Source organism: Streptomyces toxytricini (assembly GCF_014649915.1).
GTDB lineage: Bacteria > Actinomycetota > Actinomycetes > Streptomycetales > Streptomycetaceae > Streptomyces > Streptomyces toxytricini.
Window position 1 is genome coordinate 72,023 of sequence record NZ_BMTY01000006.1, and the last position, 17,334, is coordinate 89,356.

Genomic DNA, 17,334 nt, shown 5'->3' on the forward strand with positions numbered 1-17,334 from the left:
CCGCGCCGGGCGTTGGCCGCCCCCCGGCCGCGCGGCTACTGTCTGCCCGCGCGGAGCCCGGAACACGGCCGTCCACCCGGGGCGGACCCGGCCCCGCACTGCGGAAAGGGAGCGGTTGCACGTGGCGTCCCCTCGCCGGACCGGGCCCGTCGGCCCCGACCGGAACACCAGGATCACCGCCTTCACCGCCGCAGCAGCCGCGGCCACGGCAGCCGCAGCCCTCACCGCGGCACCCGCCGTCGCCGCCCCCGGCCACCCCCGGGAGCCCGCGGCGAGCGCCCGCGCCCAGGTCGACCGCCTCTTCCGGGAAGCCGAACAGGCCACCGAGCGCTACAACCGCGCCGGCGAACGCGCCGACGCCCTCCGCGCCGACATCGGCCGCGCCCAGGACCAGCTCGCGCGCGGCCAGGACCGCATCAACACCATGCGCGGCGTCCTCGGCGCCTTCGCCGGAGCCCAGTACCGCTCCGGCGGCATCGACCCCGCCGTCGAGCTCATGCTCTCCGAAGACCCCGTCGAATACCTCGACAAGGCCGCCACCCTGGAGCAGCTGACCGACCGCCAGGCCCGCCAACTCGACGACCTGCGCAAGGAACAGCGCAGACTCGTCCAGCAGCGCCGCGAAGCCTCCCTCAAACTCGCCGAACTCGACGCCGCCCGCGCCGACGTCGCCCGCGAGAAGCGCATCGTCACCGCCAAACTCGCCGCCGCCCGGCGCCTGCTGAACGAGATGCCCGCCCCCGAGCGCGCCGACTACGAGCGGAGCTCCCGCTCCGGAGGCCGCGACGGCGCCGACGCCGACCTGCCCGACACCCCCGCCGGGGTCTCAGGCCGCGCCGCGGCCGCCGTACGGGCCGCCCGCTCCGCGCTCGGCCGCCCGTACATCTGGGGCTCCACCGGCCCCACCGGCTTCGACTGCTCCGGACTGATGGTGTGGTCCTACCGGCAGGCCGGCGTGTCCCTCCCGCGCACCTCCCAGGCCCAGCGGCACGCCGGCCGCAAGGTCCCGCTCTCCCAGGCACAGCCCGGCGACCTCGTCACCTACCGCTCCGACGCCAGCCACGTCGGCATGTACGTCGGCAACGGCCAGGTCATCCACGCCCCCTACCCGGGCGCCCGCGTCCGCTACGACCCCGTCGGGATGATGCCCGTCGCCTCCGTGACGCGGCCCTGACTCCGCGGGTGCGGCCGCCGAACCGGACGGCCTAGGATCGGCGGATGCCCCCCGTCCGCCGCGCCGCCGCACCGCTCGCCCTGTGCGTGCTCGCCGCAGGCTGCGCCGCGGCCCCCGCGCCGGACACCGCCGACCGGGCCGTCCGCACCGCCGTCGCCGCCTGGTCCCGGCAGCCCTCCGCCCGCCCGCCCGGACTCCCGCTCGCGCAGTGGACGTACGAGGTCACCGGCGTGCGGAGGGAAGGAGCCCGCGCCACCGCCACCGCCGAGCTGCGCTACCGCATCGACGGCTACGACACCGCCCCCGCCGGATCCGCCCGCGACATCCGGCTCTCCCTGAGCGGCGGGCGCTGGACCGTCACCGGGGACGCCCCGGCGCCCGGGGCGCCGCCGCAGCCCTGGGACCAGGGCCCCCTCGACGTCGTCCGAGGCGCCCGCGCGCTCGTCCTGCGCGCCGGCCGCGGCGGGCCCGACCCCGCCGACGTCGCCGCCGACGCCGACCGCGCCGTCCCCGCCGTGGCCGCCGCCTGGCCGCGGCCCTGGGCCGGGCGGGTCGTCGTCCTCGTCCCCCCGACACAGGAGGCCATGGCCGCACTGCTCGGCCGGCCCGCCGCCGCCTACACCGGCATGGCCGCCGTCACCACCGGCAGCACCGGCGGCGCGCCAGCCCCCGCCGACCGGATCGTCCTCAACCCCGCCGCGTACGCCCAGCTCAGCGCCGCCGGGCGGAACGTCGTCCTCACCCACGAAGCCACCCACGCCGCCACCCGCCCCGCCACCACCGACCGCACCCCGCTCTGGCTCTCCGAAGGCCTCGCCGACTGGGCCGCCTACCGCGGCACCGGCACCGCCCCCGCCGACGCGGCACCCGCACTCGCCCGGGCCGTACGCCGCGGCGAACTGCCGGCCGGACTCCCCTCCGACCGGGACTTCGCCTTCGGCACCGACGCGGACTCGCTCGCCCGCGCCTACGAAGGCGCCTGGCTCGCCTGCCGGCTCATCGCCGACCGGTGGGGCGACGGCATCCTCATCCGGCTCTACGAGCGGGCCGGGCGCGAACCGCTGGACACCGTCCTGCGGGAAGAGCTCGGCCTCGACGGGGCCGCACTGGCACGGGCCTGGCGGGAACGGCTGCGCACCGAGCTCGCGGCAGCGCCCTGAGCGCCCAGCGGGCCGTCCGGTACTGTCGGCAGGCAATGCACAAGACGCTGATCGTGACCAACGACTTCCCGCCGCGCCCCGGCGGCATCCAGGCCTTCCTGCACAACATGGCACTGCGGCTGGACCCCGACCGGATCGTCGTCTACGCCTCCACCTGGAAGCACAGCGCCGAAGGCCGCGACGCCACCGCCGCCTTCGACGCCGAGCAGCCGTTCCACGTCGTACGCGACCGCACCACCATGCTGCTGCCGACGCCGCGCGTCACCCGGCGGGCCGTCGCGCTGCTGCGCGAACACGGCTGCCAGTCCGTGTGGTTCGGGGCCGCCGCCCCCCTCGGGCTCATGGCGCCCGCCCTCCGGCGGGCCGGCGCCCGCCGGATCGTCGCCACCACCCACGGGCACGAAGCCGGCTGGGCCCAGCTCCCCGCGGCACGGCACCTGCTGCGGCGGATCGGCGAAGGCACCGACACCCTCACCTACCTCGGCGAATACACCCGCTCCCGGATCGCCTCCGCGCTCACCCCCGAGGCCGCGGGCCGCATGGTCCAACTGCCGCCCGGCGTCGACGAGAAGACCTTCCACCCCGCAAGCGGCGGCGACGAGATCCGGGCCAGGCTCGGGCTCACCGACCGGCCCGTCGTCGTGTGCGTCTCCCGGCTCGTCCCCCGCAAGGGGCAGGACACGCTGATCCAGGCCATGCCGCGGATCCTCGCCGCCCAGCCGGACGCGGTGCTGCTCGTCGTCGGCGGCGGGCCCTACGAAGCGGAGCTGCGGGCGCTCGCCGACTCCACCGGGGTGGGCCGGTCCGTGGTGTTCACCGGCGCCGTGCCGTGGGGGGAGCTGCCCGCCCACTACGGGGCCGGGGACGTCTTCGCCATGCCGTGCCGGACACGGCGCGGCGGGCTCGACGTCGAAGGCCTCGGCATCGTGTACCTGGAGGCCTCCGCCACCGGGCTGCCGGTCGTGGCCGGGGACTCCGGAGGAGCGCCGGACGCCGTCCTCGACGGGGAGACCGGGTGGGTCGTGCGGGGCGGCGACCCCGCGGACGCCGCGGAGCGCATCGTGGCCCTCCTGGAGGATCCGGAGCTCCGGCGCCGCATGGGCGACCGCGGCCGGGCCTGGGTCGAGGAGAAGTGGCGCTGGGACCACCTGGCCACCCACCTCCGCGCCCTCCTGTAGCGGCGGGGCCACGGCCGCGCGGCGGCGCGGAGCGAAGGCCTGGCGGCCTGCCGCTGCGCGGAGCGAGCCCCCACCCCGCCCCTTCCCGAAACCGGGACTCCGCCCCGGCCCTCGCGCCCCGTCCGGGGCGGACCGGCCCGTCTGCGTCCGCGGGCCGTCGCGGGCTGGTCGCGCAGTTCCCCGCGCCCCCTCGGGGTGGAGCGGGCCGTTTGTGTCCGCGGGTCGTGGCGGCGCGGTCGCGCAGTCCCCGCGCCCCTGTGGGGCTATGCCAGGGGCGCGGGGAACTGCGCGCTCAGCCACGGCGGCGGGCAGGCCCGGTACGGCCGGTTGACCCCGGTGGTGGAGTGCGGCTCTGCCGACCCCGTCGAGGGGGCTCTGCCAGGGGCGCGGGGAACTGCGCGACTCGGGCACCGGCGGGCTCTACGCCGCTTCGGACCGGCTCGGGACTCCGGAAGCACTGAACCCCGCGCCCCCCGGCTCGGCAGCCGGGATCAGGGGCGCGGGGAACTGCGCAGGGCGCCTACGCGCGGTACAGCGCTTCGATCTCGTCGGCGAAGTCCTTCGCCACGACGTTCCGCTTCAGCTTCAGCGACGGCGTGATGTGGCCCGACTCCTCCGTGAACTGCGCCGGCAGGATGCGGAACTTCCGGACCGACTCCGCCTTCGACACGGCCGCGTTTCCGTCGTCGACCGCCTTCTGCACGGCCGCGATCAGGTCCGCGTCCTCGCGCAGGTCGGCCGCCGTGCACCCGGCCGGCTTGCCGTTCTCCGCCGCCCAGCGGGCGAGGAACTCCTCGTCGATGGTGACCAGCGCGGCCACGAACGGCCGGGCGTCGCCCACCACCATGCACTCGGCGACGAGCGCGTGCGCCCGGATGCGGTCCTCGATCACCGCGGGCGCGACGTTCTTGCCGCCGGCCGTGACGATCAGCTCCTTCTTCCGGCCGGTGATCGCGAGGTAGCCGTCCTCGTCGAGGGTGCCGACGTCACCGGTGTGGAACCAGCCGTCGGTCAGCGCCTCGGCCGTCGCGGCCTCGTTCTGCCAGTAGCCGGAGAAGACCTGCTCGCCGTGGAGCAGCACCTCGCCGTCGTCGGCGATGCGGACCACCGAGCCGGGCAGCGGCTGCCCGACCGTGCCGATCTTCGGGCGGTCCCACGGGTTGAAGGCGGTCGCCGCGCAGGACTCCGTCAGGCCGTAGCCCTCCAGGACGGTGAAGCCGATGCCGCGGAAGAAGTGGCCGAGGCGCTCGCCGAGCGGGGCTCCGCCGGAGATCGCGTACTCGCCGCGGCCGCCGAGCACGGCGTGCAGCTTGCTGTACACCAGCTTCGAGAAGATCTTGTGCTTGAGCTTCAGGCCGAAGGACGGGCCCTTCGGGGTGTCCAGCGCGCGGCTGTACGCGATGGCCGTCTCCGCGGCGGCGTCGAAGACCTTCCCCTTGCCGTCGGCCTGCGCCTTGGCGCGCGCCGAGTTGTAGACCTTCTCGAAGACGCGCGGCACGCCGAGGATCAGCGTCGGCCGGAACGACTGGAGTTCGTCGGTCAGGTTCTTGATGTCCGGTACGCAGCCCAGGCGGATCGGCGCCAGCACCGCCGCCACCTCGACCAGGCGGCCGAAGACGTGCGCCGCGGGCAGGAAGAGCAGCACCGAGCACTCGCCGGTGCGGAACAGCGGGCTCAGCCGCTCCACGACGTTCCCGCACTCGGCGAAGAAGTTCCGGTGGGTCAGCACGCAGCCCTTGGGGCGGCCGGTGGTGCCCGAGGTGTAGACGATGGTGGCGGGGTCGTCCGCGTTGGCGATCGAGCTGCGCTCGTCGACCTCCGCGTCCGTGATCCCCGCGCCGAGCGCGGTCAGCGCCTCCACGGCGCCCTGCTCGATCTGCCACACCTCGCGCAGCTCGGGCAGCCGGTCGCGCAGCGACGCGAGGGCCTCGGCGTGCCCGGGGCCCTCCACGATCGCCGCGACGGCGCCGGAGTCGCCGAGGATCCACTGGATCTGCTCGGGCGAGCTGGTCTCGTACACGGGCACGGTGACACCGCCCGCGGACCAGATCGCGAAGTCGGCGAGCACCCACTCGTAGCGGGTGCGGGAGATCAGCGCGACGCGGTCGCCGGGCCGGACGCCGGCCGCGATGAGGCCCTTGGCCGCGGCCCGGACCTCGGCGAGGAACTCCCGCGCGGTGACGTCCTGCCACCGGCCGCCGGCCTTGCGGCCCATGACGGCGGTGTCCGGATGCTGAGCGGCATTGCGGCGGATGAGATCCGTCAGGTTCCCGTCCGACGGGACCTCGTACAGGGCCGGAAGGCTGAACTCGCGCAAGACTGCTGCTCCTCTGGGCGCCATCGCCACCGTGTGGACCGACCGGACGTTACCCACCGGTAGTGGGTTCCGGATAGAGGGAACCGGCCAGATGTTCCGTGCGTCACATGGCGCGGCACTGCCCGGTCGACCTTAGTCGACCCGAGCAACGACTAGGAAGTAACCGCAGGTAGGGCCCCTGCCACCGGCCCCTCTACCCGCGTCGCGCCCACCCCCCTAGGGTGGGCCCATGACGGGCAGCACGGGTGGCAGGAAAAGCAGCACGCGGGTCCACGTCGTCAGCGACGTGCACGGCAACGCCGAGGCGCTCGCCAGGGCCGGTGACGGCGCCGACGCGCTGATCTGCCTCGGCGACCTGGTGCTCTTCCTCGACTACGCCGACCACTCCCGCGGCATCTTCCCCGACCTCTTCGGCGTCGACAACGCCCACCGCATCGTCGAGCTGCGCACCGCGCGCCGCTTCGAAGAGGCCCGCGCGTTCGGCCGCCGGCTGTGGGACGGCCTGGACCGCGAACAGCTGATCGAGGAGGCCGTGCGCCGCCAGTACGCCCAGATGTTCGCCGCGTTCCCCCACCCCACGTACGCCACCTACGGAAACGTCGACATCCCGGCCCTGTGGCCCGAGTACGCCGGCCCCTCCACCACCGTCCTCGACGGGCAGCGCGTCGAGATCGCCGGCCGCGTCTTCGGCTTCGTCGGCGGCGGCCTGCCCTCCCCGATGCGCACCCCCTACGAGGTCGCCGAGGAGGAGTACGCCGCCAAGGTCGAGGCCCTCGGCGAGGTCGACGTCCTGTGCTCGCACATCCCGCCGGAGGTCCCCGAGCTCTGCTACGACACCGTCGCCCGCCGCTTCGAGCGCGGCAGCGAGGCCCTCCTCGCCGCGATCCGGCGGACCCGCCCCCGCTACGCCCTCTTCGGGCACGTCCACCAGCCCCTGGCCCGCCGCATGCGCATCGGGTCCACGGAGTGCGTGAACGTCGGCCACTTCGCCTCGACCGGCAGGCCGTGGGCCATGGAGTGGTGACCTCCGCACGCACGGTAGCCTGCACGCGGCGGCCGCAGGCCGCACACATCCTCGAACACTCCACGTCAGGAGCGACCGCGATGGCGGAACACACCAGCTCGAGCATCACCATCGATGCGGCGCCGGCCGACGTCATGGCCGTGATCGCCGACTTCGCCCGCTACCCCGAGTGGACGGGCGAGGTCAAGGAGGCCGAGGTGCTCGCCGCCGACGCCCAGGGCCGCGCGCAGAAGGTCCGCCTCCTGCTCGACGCCGGCGCGATCCGCGACGACCACACGCTCGCCTACACCTGGAACGGCACCGACGAGGTCAGCTGGACCCTCGACAAGTCCCAGATGCTCCGCCAGCTCGACGGCTCCTACCGGCTGGCCCCCCTCGACGGCGGCAAGCGCACCGAGGTCACCTACCAGCTCACCGTCGACGTCAAGATCCCCATGCTCGGCATGATCAAGCGGAAGGCCGAGAAGGTCATCATCGACCGCGCCCTCGCAGGCCTGAAGAAGCGCGTCGAGACCACCGCGGCCTGACCGGCGTGCAGATCCTGCTCGTCACCGGCCCCGGCGGCGCCGGGCGGACCACCGTGGCCGCGGCCGCCGCAGCCGCCGCGGCCCGCACCGGGCGCCGCGTCCTGCTGCTCCGCGCGGACGCGGCCGCCCCCGCCGGCCCGGCGGACCCGGTCCGCGCCCTCCTCGGCCAGCCCGACGGAGAACCCGTCGAGGCCGCCCCCGGCCTGGCCGCCGAGCCCGCCGCGGGGGTGCTCACGGCCCGCGTCGACTCCGGCGCCGAGTTCCGCGCCGAGCTCGCCGCCCTCCAGGAGCGCGGATCCGCCCTGCTGGGCATGCTCGGCTCCCGCCCCCTGGGCGCCGAGGAGCTCACCGACCTGCCCGGCGCCGAGCAGTTCGCCCTGCTGCGGGCCCTGCGCCGGGCCGCGTCCGCCCCCGGCACCGACCTCGTCGTCGCCGACATGCCGCCGCTGCCCCAGGCCCTCGCCGTCCTCGCGCTCCCGGCCCAGCTGCGCCGCTACCTGGCCCGGCTGCTGCCCGCCGAGCGGCAGGCCGCCCGCGCCCTGCGGCCCGTACTGGCCCAGCTCGCCGGCGTGCCGATGCCCGCGCAGTGGCTGTACGAGACCGCCGCCCGCTGGGACGGGGAGCTGGCTGCCGCACAGCGCGCCGTCGAGGCCGACACCACCTCCCTGCTGCTCGTCGCCGAGCCCGGCCCGGCCGCCGACGCCGCCCTGCGCAGCGGCCTGCTCGGCGCCTCCCTCATGGAGCTGGGCGTCGCCGGGATCGCCGCCAACCGCATGGTCCCGCAGGACTCGCCCGACCCCTGGCTCGCCGGGCTCGCCGCCGAGCAGGAGCAGTACGCCGCCCGCTGGGCCGCCCGCACGCCCGTCACCGCCCTGCCCCACCTCGGCCGCACCCCCCGCGGCCCGCAGGACCTGGACCGCCTCGCCGCCGCGGCCGCCCGGCTGCTCCCGCACGGACCCGCCGCCCGCCGCCCCTGGACCGTCGAGGACCGGCTCGCCGAGGACGGCGTCCTCGTCTGGGCCGTCCCGCTGCCCGGCGCCGAGAAGCGCGACCTCGACCTCGTACGCCGCGGCGACGAGCTGCTCGTCGCGGCCGGACCGCACCGGCGGATCGTCCCCCTGCCCGCCGCCCTGCGCCGCTGCACCGTCTCCGGCGCCGCCCTCACCGAGGGCGAGCTCCGCATCCGCTTCACCCCCGACCCCGCGCTGTGGCCGCGCACGCCCTGAACCCGTACCCCCGTTCGGGTAACGTCGAAGGAAGCACGCACACCCCGAAGCCGCCCAGGAGAGTCCGCCATGAGCGAGGCCACCGACCGTCCCGACGACGCCTGGGCCGATGCCTGCGCCGAGGACCTCGCCGCCGAGAAGGAGCGCCGCCGCTCCCGGCAGGGCGGCCCGGCCGGCCCCGGCGGGCAGGCCGGCACCGCCGCCGAGGAGCTCCTCAAGCTGTTCGAGGCCGTCGCCGACAAGGTGACCGCCCTGAACAACCCGCTGCTCGGGGCTGCCGCCCAGGGCGCCGTCCGGCAGTTCGTCGACCAGGCGAAGGCCGCCGCCCGGCCCGTCGTCGAGCGCAACCCCGAGGTCTTCGACCACCTCGCCGCCGCCGGCTCCGAGCTGCTGGCCGCCTACCGCTCCGCCGTCGAGGGACACGAGCGCCGCTGGACCCGCGGCACCGCCGACCCCGCGCCCGGCGCCGACGGCAAGCCCGCCGGCGACGGCTCCGACCCCCGCGACGACGGCGGCCCCGGCCCCACCCAGCGCATCGACCTCGACTGAGACTCCGCCGCCCTCGGGTACCTTTGGTCGTGGCGGGGTTTGACCGGAAACCGAGGGACTAATGGGACTCACCATCGGCGTCGACATCGGCGGCACGAAGATCGCGGCCGGCGTGGTCGACGAAGAGGGCACCATCCTTGAGACGTACAAGGTGCCCACCCCGCCGAGCGCGGACGGAGTGACGGACGCGATCTGCTCCGCCGTCTCCGCGGTAAGCAGCCACCACAGCATCGAAGCCGTCGGCATCGGCGCCGCCGGATACGTCGACGACAAGCGCGCGACCGTCCTGTTCGCGCCCAACATCAACTGGCGCCACGAGCCGCTCAAGGACAAGGTCGAGCAGCGCATCGGCCTGCCCGTCGTCGTCGAGAACGACGCCAACTGCGCCGCCTGGGGCGAATACCGCTTCGGCGCCGGCCAGGGCCACGAGGACGTCATCTGCATCACCCTGGGTACCGGCCTCGGCGGCGGCATCATCATCGGCAACAAGCTGCGCCGCGGCCGCTTCGGCGTGGCCGCCGAGTTCGGCCACATCCGCGTCGTCCCCGACGGCCTGCTGTGCGGCTGCGGCAGCCAGGGCTGCTGGGAGCAGTACGCCTCCGGCCGCGCCCTCGTCCGGTACGCCAGGCAGCGCGCCAAGGCCACCCCGGAGAACGCGGCCCTGCTCCTCGCCCTGGGCGACGGCACCCCCGAGGGCATCGAGGGCAAGCACATCAGCGAGGCCGCCCGCCAGGGCGACCCGGTGGCCGTGGACTCCTTCCGCGAGCTGGCCCGCTGGGCCGGCGCCGGCCTCGCCGACCTGGCCTCCCTGTTCGACCCGTCGGCGTTCATCGTCGGCGGCGGCGTCTCCGACGAGGGCGACCTCGTCCTCGACCCGATCCGCAAGTCCTTCAAGCGCTGGCTGATCGGCGGCGCCTGGCGCCCGCACGCCCAGGTGCTGGCCGCCCAGCTCGGCGGCAAGGCCGGCCTGGTCGGCGCAGCCGACCTCGCCCGCCAGGGCTGAGCCGCCCGCCCGGTGAGCCGGCGCCCCACCGCCCGCCGCGCCCCCTGTGGCACGGCGGGCGGTGTGGCTATGTTGCCGGGTATGGACCTGACCTCGCGCCTGCCCGCGCTGCCGCAGTCCCGGACGGAGGCCGACGGCTCCGCCGTCGTCCGCGCCCTCAGCTACAACGTCCGCTCGCTGCGCGACGACGAGGACGCCCTGGCCCGCGTCATCCGCGCCTGCGCCCCCGACCTGGTCTTCGTCCAGGAGGCCCCGCGGTTCTTCCGCTGGCGCAAGCACGCCGCCCGCCTCGCCGCCAAGTGCGACCTGGTCGTGCTCTCCGGCGGGGCGACCGCAGCCGGGCCGCTCCTGATGTGCTCCCTGCGCGCCGCCGTCGAGCGCACCGAGGACGTCCTGCTCCCGCTGACGCCCGGCCTGCACCGGCGGGGCTTCGCCACCGCCGTCGTCCGCTTCGGGGCGGCCCGCACCGCCGTGTTCAGCGCGCACCTGTCGCTGGACCCCGCCGAGCGGCGGACCCAGGCCGGGGAGCTGCTGTCCCGCGTCGAGCGGGCGGGTACCCCGTACGCGATCGCCGCCGGGGACGTCAACGAGACGCCCGACGGCCCCGCGTTCCGGATGCTGGCCGGCGCCCTCCAGGACTGCCGTGCGGCCGCCCCGTGGGGCGGGGAGCACACCTTCGTCCGCTCCGGGCGGCCGCGGCGCATCGACGCGGTCTTCGCGAGCCCCGGCGTGGAGGTCCTCGGCTGCGGGGTGCCCGAGGGCCTCGCCGGCGTCAGCGGCGCGGACCTCGCCGCGGCCACCGACCACCTCCCGGTCCTCGCGGCCCTGCGCCTCCCCGCCGCAGGCTGAGCCGCGCGGTCCGGCCGGTCAGACGACGGCGCCGCGGCCCGGGTCGTCGTCCTCGTCGTCGCCGTGCGCCATCCGGGCCACCAGGGTGGCGAAGCCGCCCAGGAACCCGCCGATACCCAGGGTGGTCAGCCACCACGTCATGTCCCACTGGAACAGCACCGCGAGCAGCAGCAGCACCGGCCCGCCCACCACCGCCAGCCACGCGAACTTCGCCGTGGTGTCGGCCTCCGGGAGCTCCGGCTCCGGCTGGACGAAGTGCCCCTCGTCCCCGCCGTCCGGCTCGGCGGGCGCGTAGTCCCGCGGCCCGCTCCCGGCCCCGCCCACCCCGACGCCCGGGGCGAACACCACCGAACTGCCCAGCGGCTTCGCCGGGCCGGCGTCGTCCTTCGCAGGCTCCTCGGCGGACTCCTCCCGGGCCGGCGGCCCCGCGGACCCGGGCGCACCGGGCCCGCCGCCGGAGGAGGGCCCCGGCTTCGGCGGGAGCGGCTTCACGTCCTCCTCGGGCAGCATCAGGTTCTCGATCGGCCGGAACGGCCCCGACCCCGGCGGGTCCGGGGGCTCCTGCCCGTACCCGGCGACGATCGCCGCCCACGCCGCTTCCTCGTCGAGCGGGGGCACGCCCCCCGCAGGCTCCTCGTGCTCAGCCACCGCTGGCCGCCTCCTTGCTGCCGACGCCCTCCGCGAGCCGCGCGACGAACGCGTGGCTGTCCTCGAAGATCCGCTCCGCATCGTGGTCCAACGTCGCGACGTGGTAGCTGTGTTCCAGCAGCGTCTCGGTCACGTCCGTCGACGAGATCCGCGCCAGGATCCGCGCCGAGTCCACCGGCGGGACCACGTGGTCCTGGGGGCTGTGCAGCAGCAGCACCGGCTGCGTCACCTGCGGCAGGTCGCCGTCCACCAGCCGCAGGAAGTCCCGCAGCGACTGCGCGGCCCGCGTCGGCACCCGGTCGTAGCCGATCTCGTGCGCACCCGGCTTCGCGATGTCGCTCGCGATGCCCGGTGTCGACCGGATGAAGTGCTTGGCCACCGGAAGGGCGAACGCCCGCGGGTCGTGCAGCTTGTTGGCCGGGTTGACGAGGACGATGCCGCTGATGGCATCACCGTGCTTCGCCGCCAGCCGCAGCGTCAGCGCCCCGCCCATCGACAGGCCGAAGACGAACACCCGGGCGCACCGGTCGAGCAGCTCGCGCAGTGCCCGGTCGACCTCCGCGTACCAGTCCTGCCACCCCGTGAGCTGCATGTCCTCCCAGCGCGTACCGTGCCCCGGAAGCAGCGGCACCGACACCGTCAGGCCCTGCGCGGCGAGGTACTCGGCCCACGGGCGCATCGACTGCGGCGTGCTCGTGAAGCCGTGGCACAGGAGGACGCCGACCTCCCCGCCCTCGTGGCGGAACGGCTCGGCTCCAGGGAGGACGGGCACCGGGTTCTCCTTCGTGACAAGGGGTGTGGGCGGGTGCGTAGCGCTGTGTGACTTCACCGTACGCGACCGGCACGGCACCGACCAGGGCCGTCGGGGCACCTCGGCGCGGGGCAGGGGTTAAGGTCTGTTCGACAGGACACAGGAAGGCTTTCGAGTTGATCTACGGCGCAATGAAGTTCTCCATCGGGGGTTCCCTGAAGCTCGCCTTCAGGCCGTGGGTGGAGGGCCTCGAGAACATCCCCGCCGAGGGGCCGGCGATCCTGGCGAGCAACCACCTGTCCTTCTCGGACTCGTTCTTCCTGCCGGCCGTGCTCGACCGGAAGGTCACCTTCATCGCGAAGGCCGAGTACTTCACCTCCCCGGGCGTGAAGGGCAAGCTGACCGCGGCGTTCTTCAAGGGCGTCGGCCAGCTCCCGGTGGACCGCTCCGGAGCGCGCGGCGCCGGCGAGGCCGCCATCAAGAGCGGCATCGAGGTCATCGAGCGCGGGGAGCTGTTCGGCATCTACCCCGAGGGGACGCGGTCACCCGACGGCCGGCTCTACCGCGGCAAGCCCGGGGGCCTGGCCCGCGTGGCGCTCGCCACCGGGGCCCCCGTCATCCCCGTCGCCATGATCGACACCGAGAAGATCCAGCCGCCCGGCAAGATCGTCCCGAAGCTGATGCGGCCCGGCATCCGGATCGGCAAGCCGCTCGACTTCAGCCGCTACCAGGGCATGGACGGCGACCGCTTCATCCTCCGCTCGGTGACCGACGAGGTCATGTACGAGATCATGAAGCTGTCCGGCCAGGAGTACGTCGACATCTACGCGACGGCCGCCAAGCGGCAGATCGCGGACGCCGAGAAGGCGGAGAAGGCAGCCAAGGCCGCCGGGAAGGCCGCGGACAAGGCGGCCGAGAAGGCGGAGAAGGCGGCGGAGGCCGAGAAGGCGGCGGAAGCCGGCAAGACCGCCGAATAGGCGCGGCAGCAGGGCGGTACCGCCCGCAAGGGGTGGGGCAATGGCGAAACGCGAACGTGTCGTGCGCATGTCGGTCGAGCAGCCGCTGTGGCGGGCGCTGACCGCCTACCGGCTGATCACCATGGTCTACGCGGTGGGCCTGTTCGCCTCCGCCTACCGGTACTTCGACCGGCCGTGGATCGCCGTCTGGTACCTGGCGATCCTCGCCGTGTGGACCCTGGCCACGCTCCGCAAGGTCGCGAACGCGGCCAGCTGCACCAAGCGCTTCCTGGTCGCGGACCTCACCGTCGCCCTCGTGGGCATCCTGCTGACCCCGCTCGCGGACACCCACGAGCGGATCACCGCAGGCGGCCCCACCCTGCCCACCATCTGGACGGCCGGCTCGGTCCTCGCCTTCGCCATCAAGGGCGGCTGGCGCTGGGCCTGCGTCGCCTCCAGCCTCGTCGCCGCCGCCAACATCGTCCAGCGCGGCGAGCCCACCCGGGACACCGTCCACAACGTGCTGCTGGTGTGGGTGGCGTCCGTCGCCATCGGGTACGTCGTCGAGGTCGCCCGCGCCAGCGAGGCCACCCTCGCCCGAGCCCTGGAGATCGAGGCCGCCACCCGCGAGCGGGAGCGCCTCGCCCGCGACATCCACGACGGCGTGCTCCAGGTCCTCGCCATGGTCCAGCGCCGCGGCACAGAGCTGGGCGGCGAGGCCGCCGAACTGGGGCGGCTGGCCGGAGAGCAGGAGGTCGCGCTGCGCACCCTCGTCTCCAGCGGGCTCGTCCGCCCCTCCCGGGTCTCCCGCGACGAGTCGCGGGGGGCGCTGGTCGACGCGTACGACGAGGACGACGACGTGGACGCGACGGGTGCGGACGGCGCCGGCGGCGGCGAGGTGGACCTGCGGTCCCTGCTCGCCCCGCACGCCGGATCGCGGGTGAGCTTCGCCGAGCCGGGCACCCCGGTGCCGCTGCCCGCGCCCGCCGCCCGCGAGCTGGCGTCCGCCGTCGGCGCGGCCCTGGACAACGTGCGCAAGCACGCCGGGGAGGGCGCCCGCGCCTGGATCCTCGTCGAGGACTGGGGCGACGAAGTGATCGTGACCGTCCGCGACGACGGCCCCGGCATCCCGGCGGGCCGTCTGGACCAGGCCGAGGGCGAGGGCCGCATGGGCGTCGCCCTGTCCATCCGCGGAAGGCTGCGCGACCTCGGCGGAACCGCCGAGCTGGTGTCCGTCCCCGGGCAGGGCACCGAAGTGGAACTGAAAGTACCCAGGGGGAGGACCCAGTGACCGAGCCGAACGAACCGAACGGGCAGACGGCGCAGCCGACCGGACAGGACGGCGCCGACGCGCTCGGCGCCGTCAGGGTGATGGTCGTCGACGACCACCCGATGTGGCGCGACGCGGTCGCCCGCGACCTCGCCGAGGCCGGCTTCGACGTCGTCGCCACCGCCGGCGACGGCCCCGAGGCGGTGCGCCGGGCCCGCGCCGTCTCCCCGCACGTGCTGGTCCTCGACCTCAACCTGCCCGGCATGCCCGGCGTCCAGGTCTGCAAGGAGCTCGTCGGCGCCGACCCCGCCCTGCGCGTCCTCGTCCTGTCGGCCAGCGGCGAGCACGCCGACGTCCTGGAGGCCGTCAAGTCCGGTGCCACCGGCTACCTGATGAAGTCCGCCGGCGCCCGGGAGCTGATCGACGCGGTGCGCCGCACGGCCGCCGGCGACGCCGTGTTCACCCCGGGCCTCGCCGGGCTCGTCCTCGGCGAGTACCGCAGGCTCGCCTCGGACCCGGCGCCCGCCGCCCCCGACGAGCCGACGGCGCCCCAGCTGACCGACCGCGAGACCGAGGTGCTGCGGCTCGTCGCCAAGGGGCTGTCGTACAAGCAGATCGCGGAACGGCTCGTCATCTCCCACCGCACCGTCCAGAACCACGTCCAGAACACCCTCGGCAAGCTCCAGCTGCACAACCGGGTGGAGCTCGTGCGGTACGCGATAGAGCGCGGCCTCGACGGGGTCTGACACTGGCGTACGTCGTACTTACGTCCCCATCCGAGTGAACGGGCGTACCCAACGCCCCGCAATTCCACCGGAATTGCCTCTTCCGCTGCCGCTGGTGTGACCTGGGTCACCACTAGCGTGGCCGTCATGCGGGCCCGAGCGGCCCTGTGGCGAAAGGGAGATCCCATGAAGGTCGGAGTGCTGACCGGCGGCGGCGACTGCCCCGGGCTCAACGCGGTCATCCGGGGCGTCGTCCGCAAGGGCGTCCAGGAGTACGGCTACGAGTTCACCGGCTTCAAGGACGGCTGGCGCGGCGCGGTCGAGGGCGACACCGTCCCCCTCGGCATCCCCGCCGTCCGCGGCATCCTGCCGCGCGGCGGGACCATCCTCGGCTCCTCGCGCACCAACCCCTTCACGCTCGACGACGGCGTACGGCAGATCAAGGACACCCTCGCCAAGCACGAGGTCGACGCGCTGATCGCGATCGGCGGCGAGGACACCCTCGGCGTGGCCGCCCGCCTCCACGGGGAATACGGCATCCCCTGCGTCGGCGTCCCGAAGACGATCGACAACGACCTGTCCGCCACCGACTACACCTTCGGCTTCGACACCGCCGTCGGCATCGCCACCGAGGCCATCGACCGGCTGCACACCACCGCCGAATCCCACATGCGGGTCCTCGTCGTCGAGGTGATGGGCCGCCACGCCGGCTGGATCGCCCTGCACTCCGGCCTCGCCGGCGGCGCCAACGCCATCCTCATCCCCGAGCAGCGCTTCGACCTCGACGAGGTGTGCGCCTGGGTCACCTCCCGGTTCAAGGCCAGCTACGCGCCGATCGTCGTCGTCGCCGAGGGCGCCATGCCGAAGGACGGCGACATGGTCCTCAAGGACGCCACCACCGACTCCTTCGGGCACGTCCGGCTGTCGGGCGTAGGCGAGTGGCTCGCCAAGGAGATCGAGGCCCGCACCGGCAAGGAGGCCCGCACCACCGTCCTCGGCCACGTCCAGCGCGGCGGCACCCCCAGCGCCTTCGACCGCTGGCTCGCCACCCGCTTCGGACTGCACGCCGTCGACGCGGTCCGCGACGGGGCCTTCGGCACGATGGTCGCGCTCCGCGGCACCGACATCGTGCGGGTCCCCCTCGCCGAGGCGACGGCCAAGCTGAAGACGGTCGACCCGGCCCTGTACCGGGAGGCCGGCGTCTTCTTCGGCTGACGCCGGCCGGCCCCGGGCCGGGGCGGCCGGCCCGAAGCGGCACCCCGGCCCGGCCCGGCATTCGGGCCCGGTCTCGGCCTGCCGCGCGGGGCGGTTGTACGGACGCCCGGGCTGGGAGCTGTCGGGGGAGGGTTGGCGGGAGCCGCGGGGTCGGGGTCGGGTGTGTCGCTGGGGGTGTCCCCGGCAGTTGATGGTGTCCGGGGCGTGCCGTCCTGTAAAGGGCGCTCCTCCTTCGTCGTCGCGTCGCTTCGCGATGGCCCTTCGGGCCACCCTTGACAGGACGACCCGCCCCGGAGGCATTTTTTTCTGCCGGGGCCGCCCCCGGGGGAATGGCCTGGAGGTAGTTGGGCCTGCGAGCCGGGTCAGGGAGCTTGCTCCCCCGCCCCAGTGGCACCTTTCGCCCCACCGGCATCAGCCGCTCCGTCGGCGGAAGCCGGATGGGCTTTGGTGTCGGGAAACGACGTCCAGAGCATCATCGGGAGACAGGAGCGCCCCGGATCGCTACGTGGGCGCCCTCGGCTCAGCGGCCACCCGCCGCCGCTGCGCGGGGCCGCCGTGCGAACGTCCCGGCCGGGGCTGCCGGGGAGGGTCGAGGCGGCGCCCGGTAGAGCCCGCCTCCGTGTCCGGGCCAGGCCTGGGCCTGCTGCGTGGGGCGGCCGTGCGGGCGTCCCGGCCGGGAGCCGTAGGGGGACGGCGAAGGCGTCCCGGTACGGTCCGCCTTCGGCGTCCGGGGCTGGGCCGGGCCCGCTGTGTGGGGCGGCC

The 17,334-nt window shown here is 74.9% G+C and carries 16 protein-coding genes; 13 read left to right on the forward strand and 3 right to left on the reverse strand.

What is annotated here, in order from left to right:
• Nucleotides 1–121 precede the first annotated feature (121 nt).
• From IE170_RS09295 to IE170_RS09305, 3 genes are read left to right on the forward strand one after another with little or no spacing between them, the layout of a single operon-like run.
• Nucleotides 122–1,174 carry a C40 family peptidase gene (locus IE170_RS09295; RefSeq protein ID WP_189808840.1) on the forward strand — a complete coding sequence of 351 codons (1,053 nt, stop codon included), beginning with the start codon at nucleotides 122–124 and terminating at the stop codon, nucleotides 1,172–1,174.
• Nucleotides 1,175–1,218: 44 nt separating this feature from the next.
• Nucleotides 1,219–2,334 carry a hypothetical protein gene (locus tag IE170_RS09300; RefSeq protein ID WP_189808841.1) on the forward strand — a complete coding sequence of 372 codons (1,116 nt, stop codon included), beginning with the start codon at nucleotides 1,219–1,221 and terminating at the stop codon, nucleotides 2,332–2,334.
• A 35-nt stretch (nucleotides 2,335–2,369) separates the two neighbouring features.
• Nucleotides 2,370–3,512 carry a glycosyltransferase family 4 protein gene (locus tag IE170_RS09305; RefSeq protein WP_189808842.1) on the forward strand — a complete coding sequence of 381 codons (1,143 nt, stop codon included), beginning with the start codon at nucleotides 2,370–2,372 and terminating at the stop codon, nucleotides 3,510–3,512.
• A gap of 520 nt (nucleotides 3,513–4,032) precedes the next feature.
• On the opposite strand, the gene IE170_RS09310 is transcribed toward IE170_RS09305, so the two are convergent.
• The gene (locus IE170_RS09310; RefSeq protein WP_189808843.1) at nucleotides 4,033–5,829 is read right to left on the reverse strand and encodes an AMP-dependent synthetase/ligase; all 1,797 of its coding nucleotides are present in this window, start codon (nucleotides 5,827–5,829) and stop codon (nucleotides 4,033–4,035) included.
• A gap of 229 nt (nucleotides 5,830–6,058) precedes the next feature.
• On the opposite strand from IE170_RS09310, the gene IE170_RS09315 reads away from it, so the two are divergent.
• The 6 genes from IE170_RS09315 (at nucleotide 6,059) to IE170_RS09340 (ending at nucleotide 11,007) form a co-directional block, all read left to right on the forward strand.
• On the forward strand, nucleotides 6,059–6,853 hold the full coding sequence (locus IE170_RS09315) for a metallophosphoesterase family protein (RefSeq protein WP_189808844.1): 795 nt from the start codon (nucleotides 6,059–6,061) through the stop codon (nucleotides 6,851–6,853).
• Between the two features lie 80 nt (nucleotides 6,854–6,933).
• Complete coding sequence (locus IE170_RS09320) at nucleotides 6,934–7,380, forward strand: SRPBCC family protein (protein ID WP_114057237.1); 447 nt, start codon at nucleotides 6,934–6,936, stop codon at nucleotides 7,378–7,380.
• A 5-nt stretch (nucleotides 7,381–7,385) separates the two neighbouring features.
• Nucleotides 7,386–8,606 (forward strand): ArsA family ATPase, encoded by a 1,221-nt coding sequence (locus IE170_RS09325; protein ID WP_189808845.1) that lies wholly within the window; start codon nucleotides 7,386–7,388, stop codon nucleotides 8,604–8,606.
• Nucleotides 8,607–8,675: 69 nt separating this feature from the next.
• Nucleotides 8,676–9,155, forward strand: coding sequence for a DUF5304 domain-containing protein (locus IE170_RS09330; RefSeq protein ID WP_189808846.1), 480 nt, complete (start codon nucleotides 8,676–8,678; stop codon nucleotides 9,153–9,155).
• 61 nt (nucleotides 9,156–9,216) lie between these two features.
• Nucleotides 9,217–10,158, forward strand: a complete 942-nt coding sequence (locus IE170_RS09335; protein ID WP_189808847.1) for an ROK family glucokinase — start codon at nucleotides 9,217–9,219, stop codon at nucleotides 10,156–10,158.
• 81 nt (nucleotides 10,159–10,239) lie between these two features.
• On the forward strand, nucleotides 10,240–11,007 hold the full coding sequence (locus IE170_RS09340; protein WP_189808848.1) for an endonuclease/exonuclease/phosphatase family protein: 768 nt from the start codon (nucleotides 10,240–10,242) through the stop codon (nucleotides 11,005–11,007).
• An 18-nt stretch (nucleotides 11,008–11,025) separates the two neighbouring features.
• On the opposite strand, the gene IE170_RS09345 is transcribed toward IE170_RS09340, so the two are convergent.
• Entirely contained in the window at nucleotides 11,026–11,655 is a 630-nt protein-coding gene (locus tag IE170_RS09345) for a hypothetical protein (RefSeq protein ID WP_189808849.1), read from the reverse strand.
• A complete protein-coding gene (locus IE170_RS09350; protein WP_189808850.1) occupies nucleotides 11,648–12,427 on the reverse strand; it encodes an alpha/beta hydrolase in 780 nt (259 codons plus the stop codon). The genes IE170_RS09345 and IE170_RS09350 overlap by 8 nt, the downstream gene beginning before the upstream one ends.
• A gap of 170 nt (nucleotides 12,428–12,597) precedes the next feature.
• Between IE170_RS09350 and IE170_RS09355 the strand changes: the two genes are divergently transcribed.
• The 4 genes from IE170_RS09355 to IE170_RS09370 all read left to right on the forward strand — a co-directional run bounded on the left by IE170_RS09355 (nucleotide 12,598) and on the right by IE170_RS09370 (nucleotide 16,572).
• A complete protein-coding gene (locus IE170_RS09355) occupies nucleotides 12,598–13,383 on the forward strand; it encodes a lysophospholipid acyltransferase family protein (protein ID WP_189809016.1) in 786 nt (261 codons plus the stop codon).
• A 40-nt stretch (nucleotides 13,384–13,423) separates the two neighbouring features.
• The gene (gene macS, locus IE170_RS09360) at nucleotides 13,424–14,653 is read left to right on the forward strand and encodes a MacS family sensor histidine kinase (RefSeq protein WP_189808851.1); all 1,230 of its coding nucleotides are present in this window, start codon (nucleotides 13,424–13,426) and stop codon (nucleotides 14,651–14,653) included.
• Nucleotides 14,654–14,733: 80 nt separating this feature from the next.
• Entirely contained in the window at nucleotides 14,734–15,378 is a 645-nt protein-coding gene (locus tag IE170_RS09365) for a response regulator (RefSeq protein ID WP_114058867.1), read from the forward strand.
• Between the two features lie 165 nt (nucleotides 15,379–15,543).
• Nucleotides 15,544–16,572, forward strand: a complete 1,029-nt coding sequence (locus IE170_RS09370) for a 6-phosphofructokinase (RefSeq protein WP_189808852.1) — start codon at nucleotides 15,544–15,546, stop codon at nucleotides 16,570–16,572.
• Nucleotides 16,573–17,334 lie beyond the last annotated feature (762 nt).

Coding starts and splice junctions, on each gene's coding strand:
- macS (WP_189808851.1), top strand. CDS start 13,424: ATGGCGAAACGCGAACGTGTCGTGCGCATGTCGGTCGAGCAGCCGCTG.
- IE170_RS09365 (WP_114058867.1), top strand. CDS start 14,734: ATGGTCGTCGACGACCACCCGATGTGGCGCGACGCGGTCGCCCGCGAC.
- IE170_RS09320 (WP_114057237.1), top strand. CDS start 6,934: ATGGCGGAACACACCAGCTCGAGCATCACCATCGATGCGGCGCCGGCC.
- IE170_RS09300 (WP_189808841.1), top strand. CDS start 1,219: ATGCCCCCCGTCCGCCGCGCCGCCGCACCGCTCGCCCTGTGCGTGCTC.
- IE170_RS09340 (WP_189808848.1), top strand. CDS start 10,240: ATGGACCTGACCTCGCGCCTGCCCGCGCTGCCGCAGTCCCGGACGGAG.
- IE170_RS09315 (WP_189808844.1), top strand. CDS start 6,059: ATGACGGGCAGCACGGGTGGCAGGAAAAGCAGCACGCGGGTCCACGTC.
- IE170_RS09370 (WP_189808852.1), top strand. CDS start 15,544: ATGAAGGTCGGAGTGCTGACCGGCGGCGGCGACTGCCCCGGGCTCAAC.
- IE170_RS09355 (WP_189809016.1), top strand. CDS start 12,598: ATGAAGTTCTCCATCGGGGGTTCCCTGAAGCTCGCCTTCAGGCCGTGG.
- IE170_RS09330 (WP_189808846.1), top strand. CDS start 8,676: ATGAGCGAGGCCACCGACCGTCCCGACGACGCCTGGGCCGATGCCTGC.
- IE170_RS09305 (WP_189808842.1), top strand. CDS start 2,370: ATGCACAAGACGCTGATCGTGACCAACGACTTCCCGCCGCGCCCCGGC.
- IE170_RS09335 (WP_189808847.1), top strand. CDS start 9,217: ATGGGACTCACCATCGGCGTCGACATCGGCGGCACGAAGATCGCGGCC.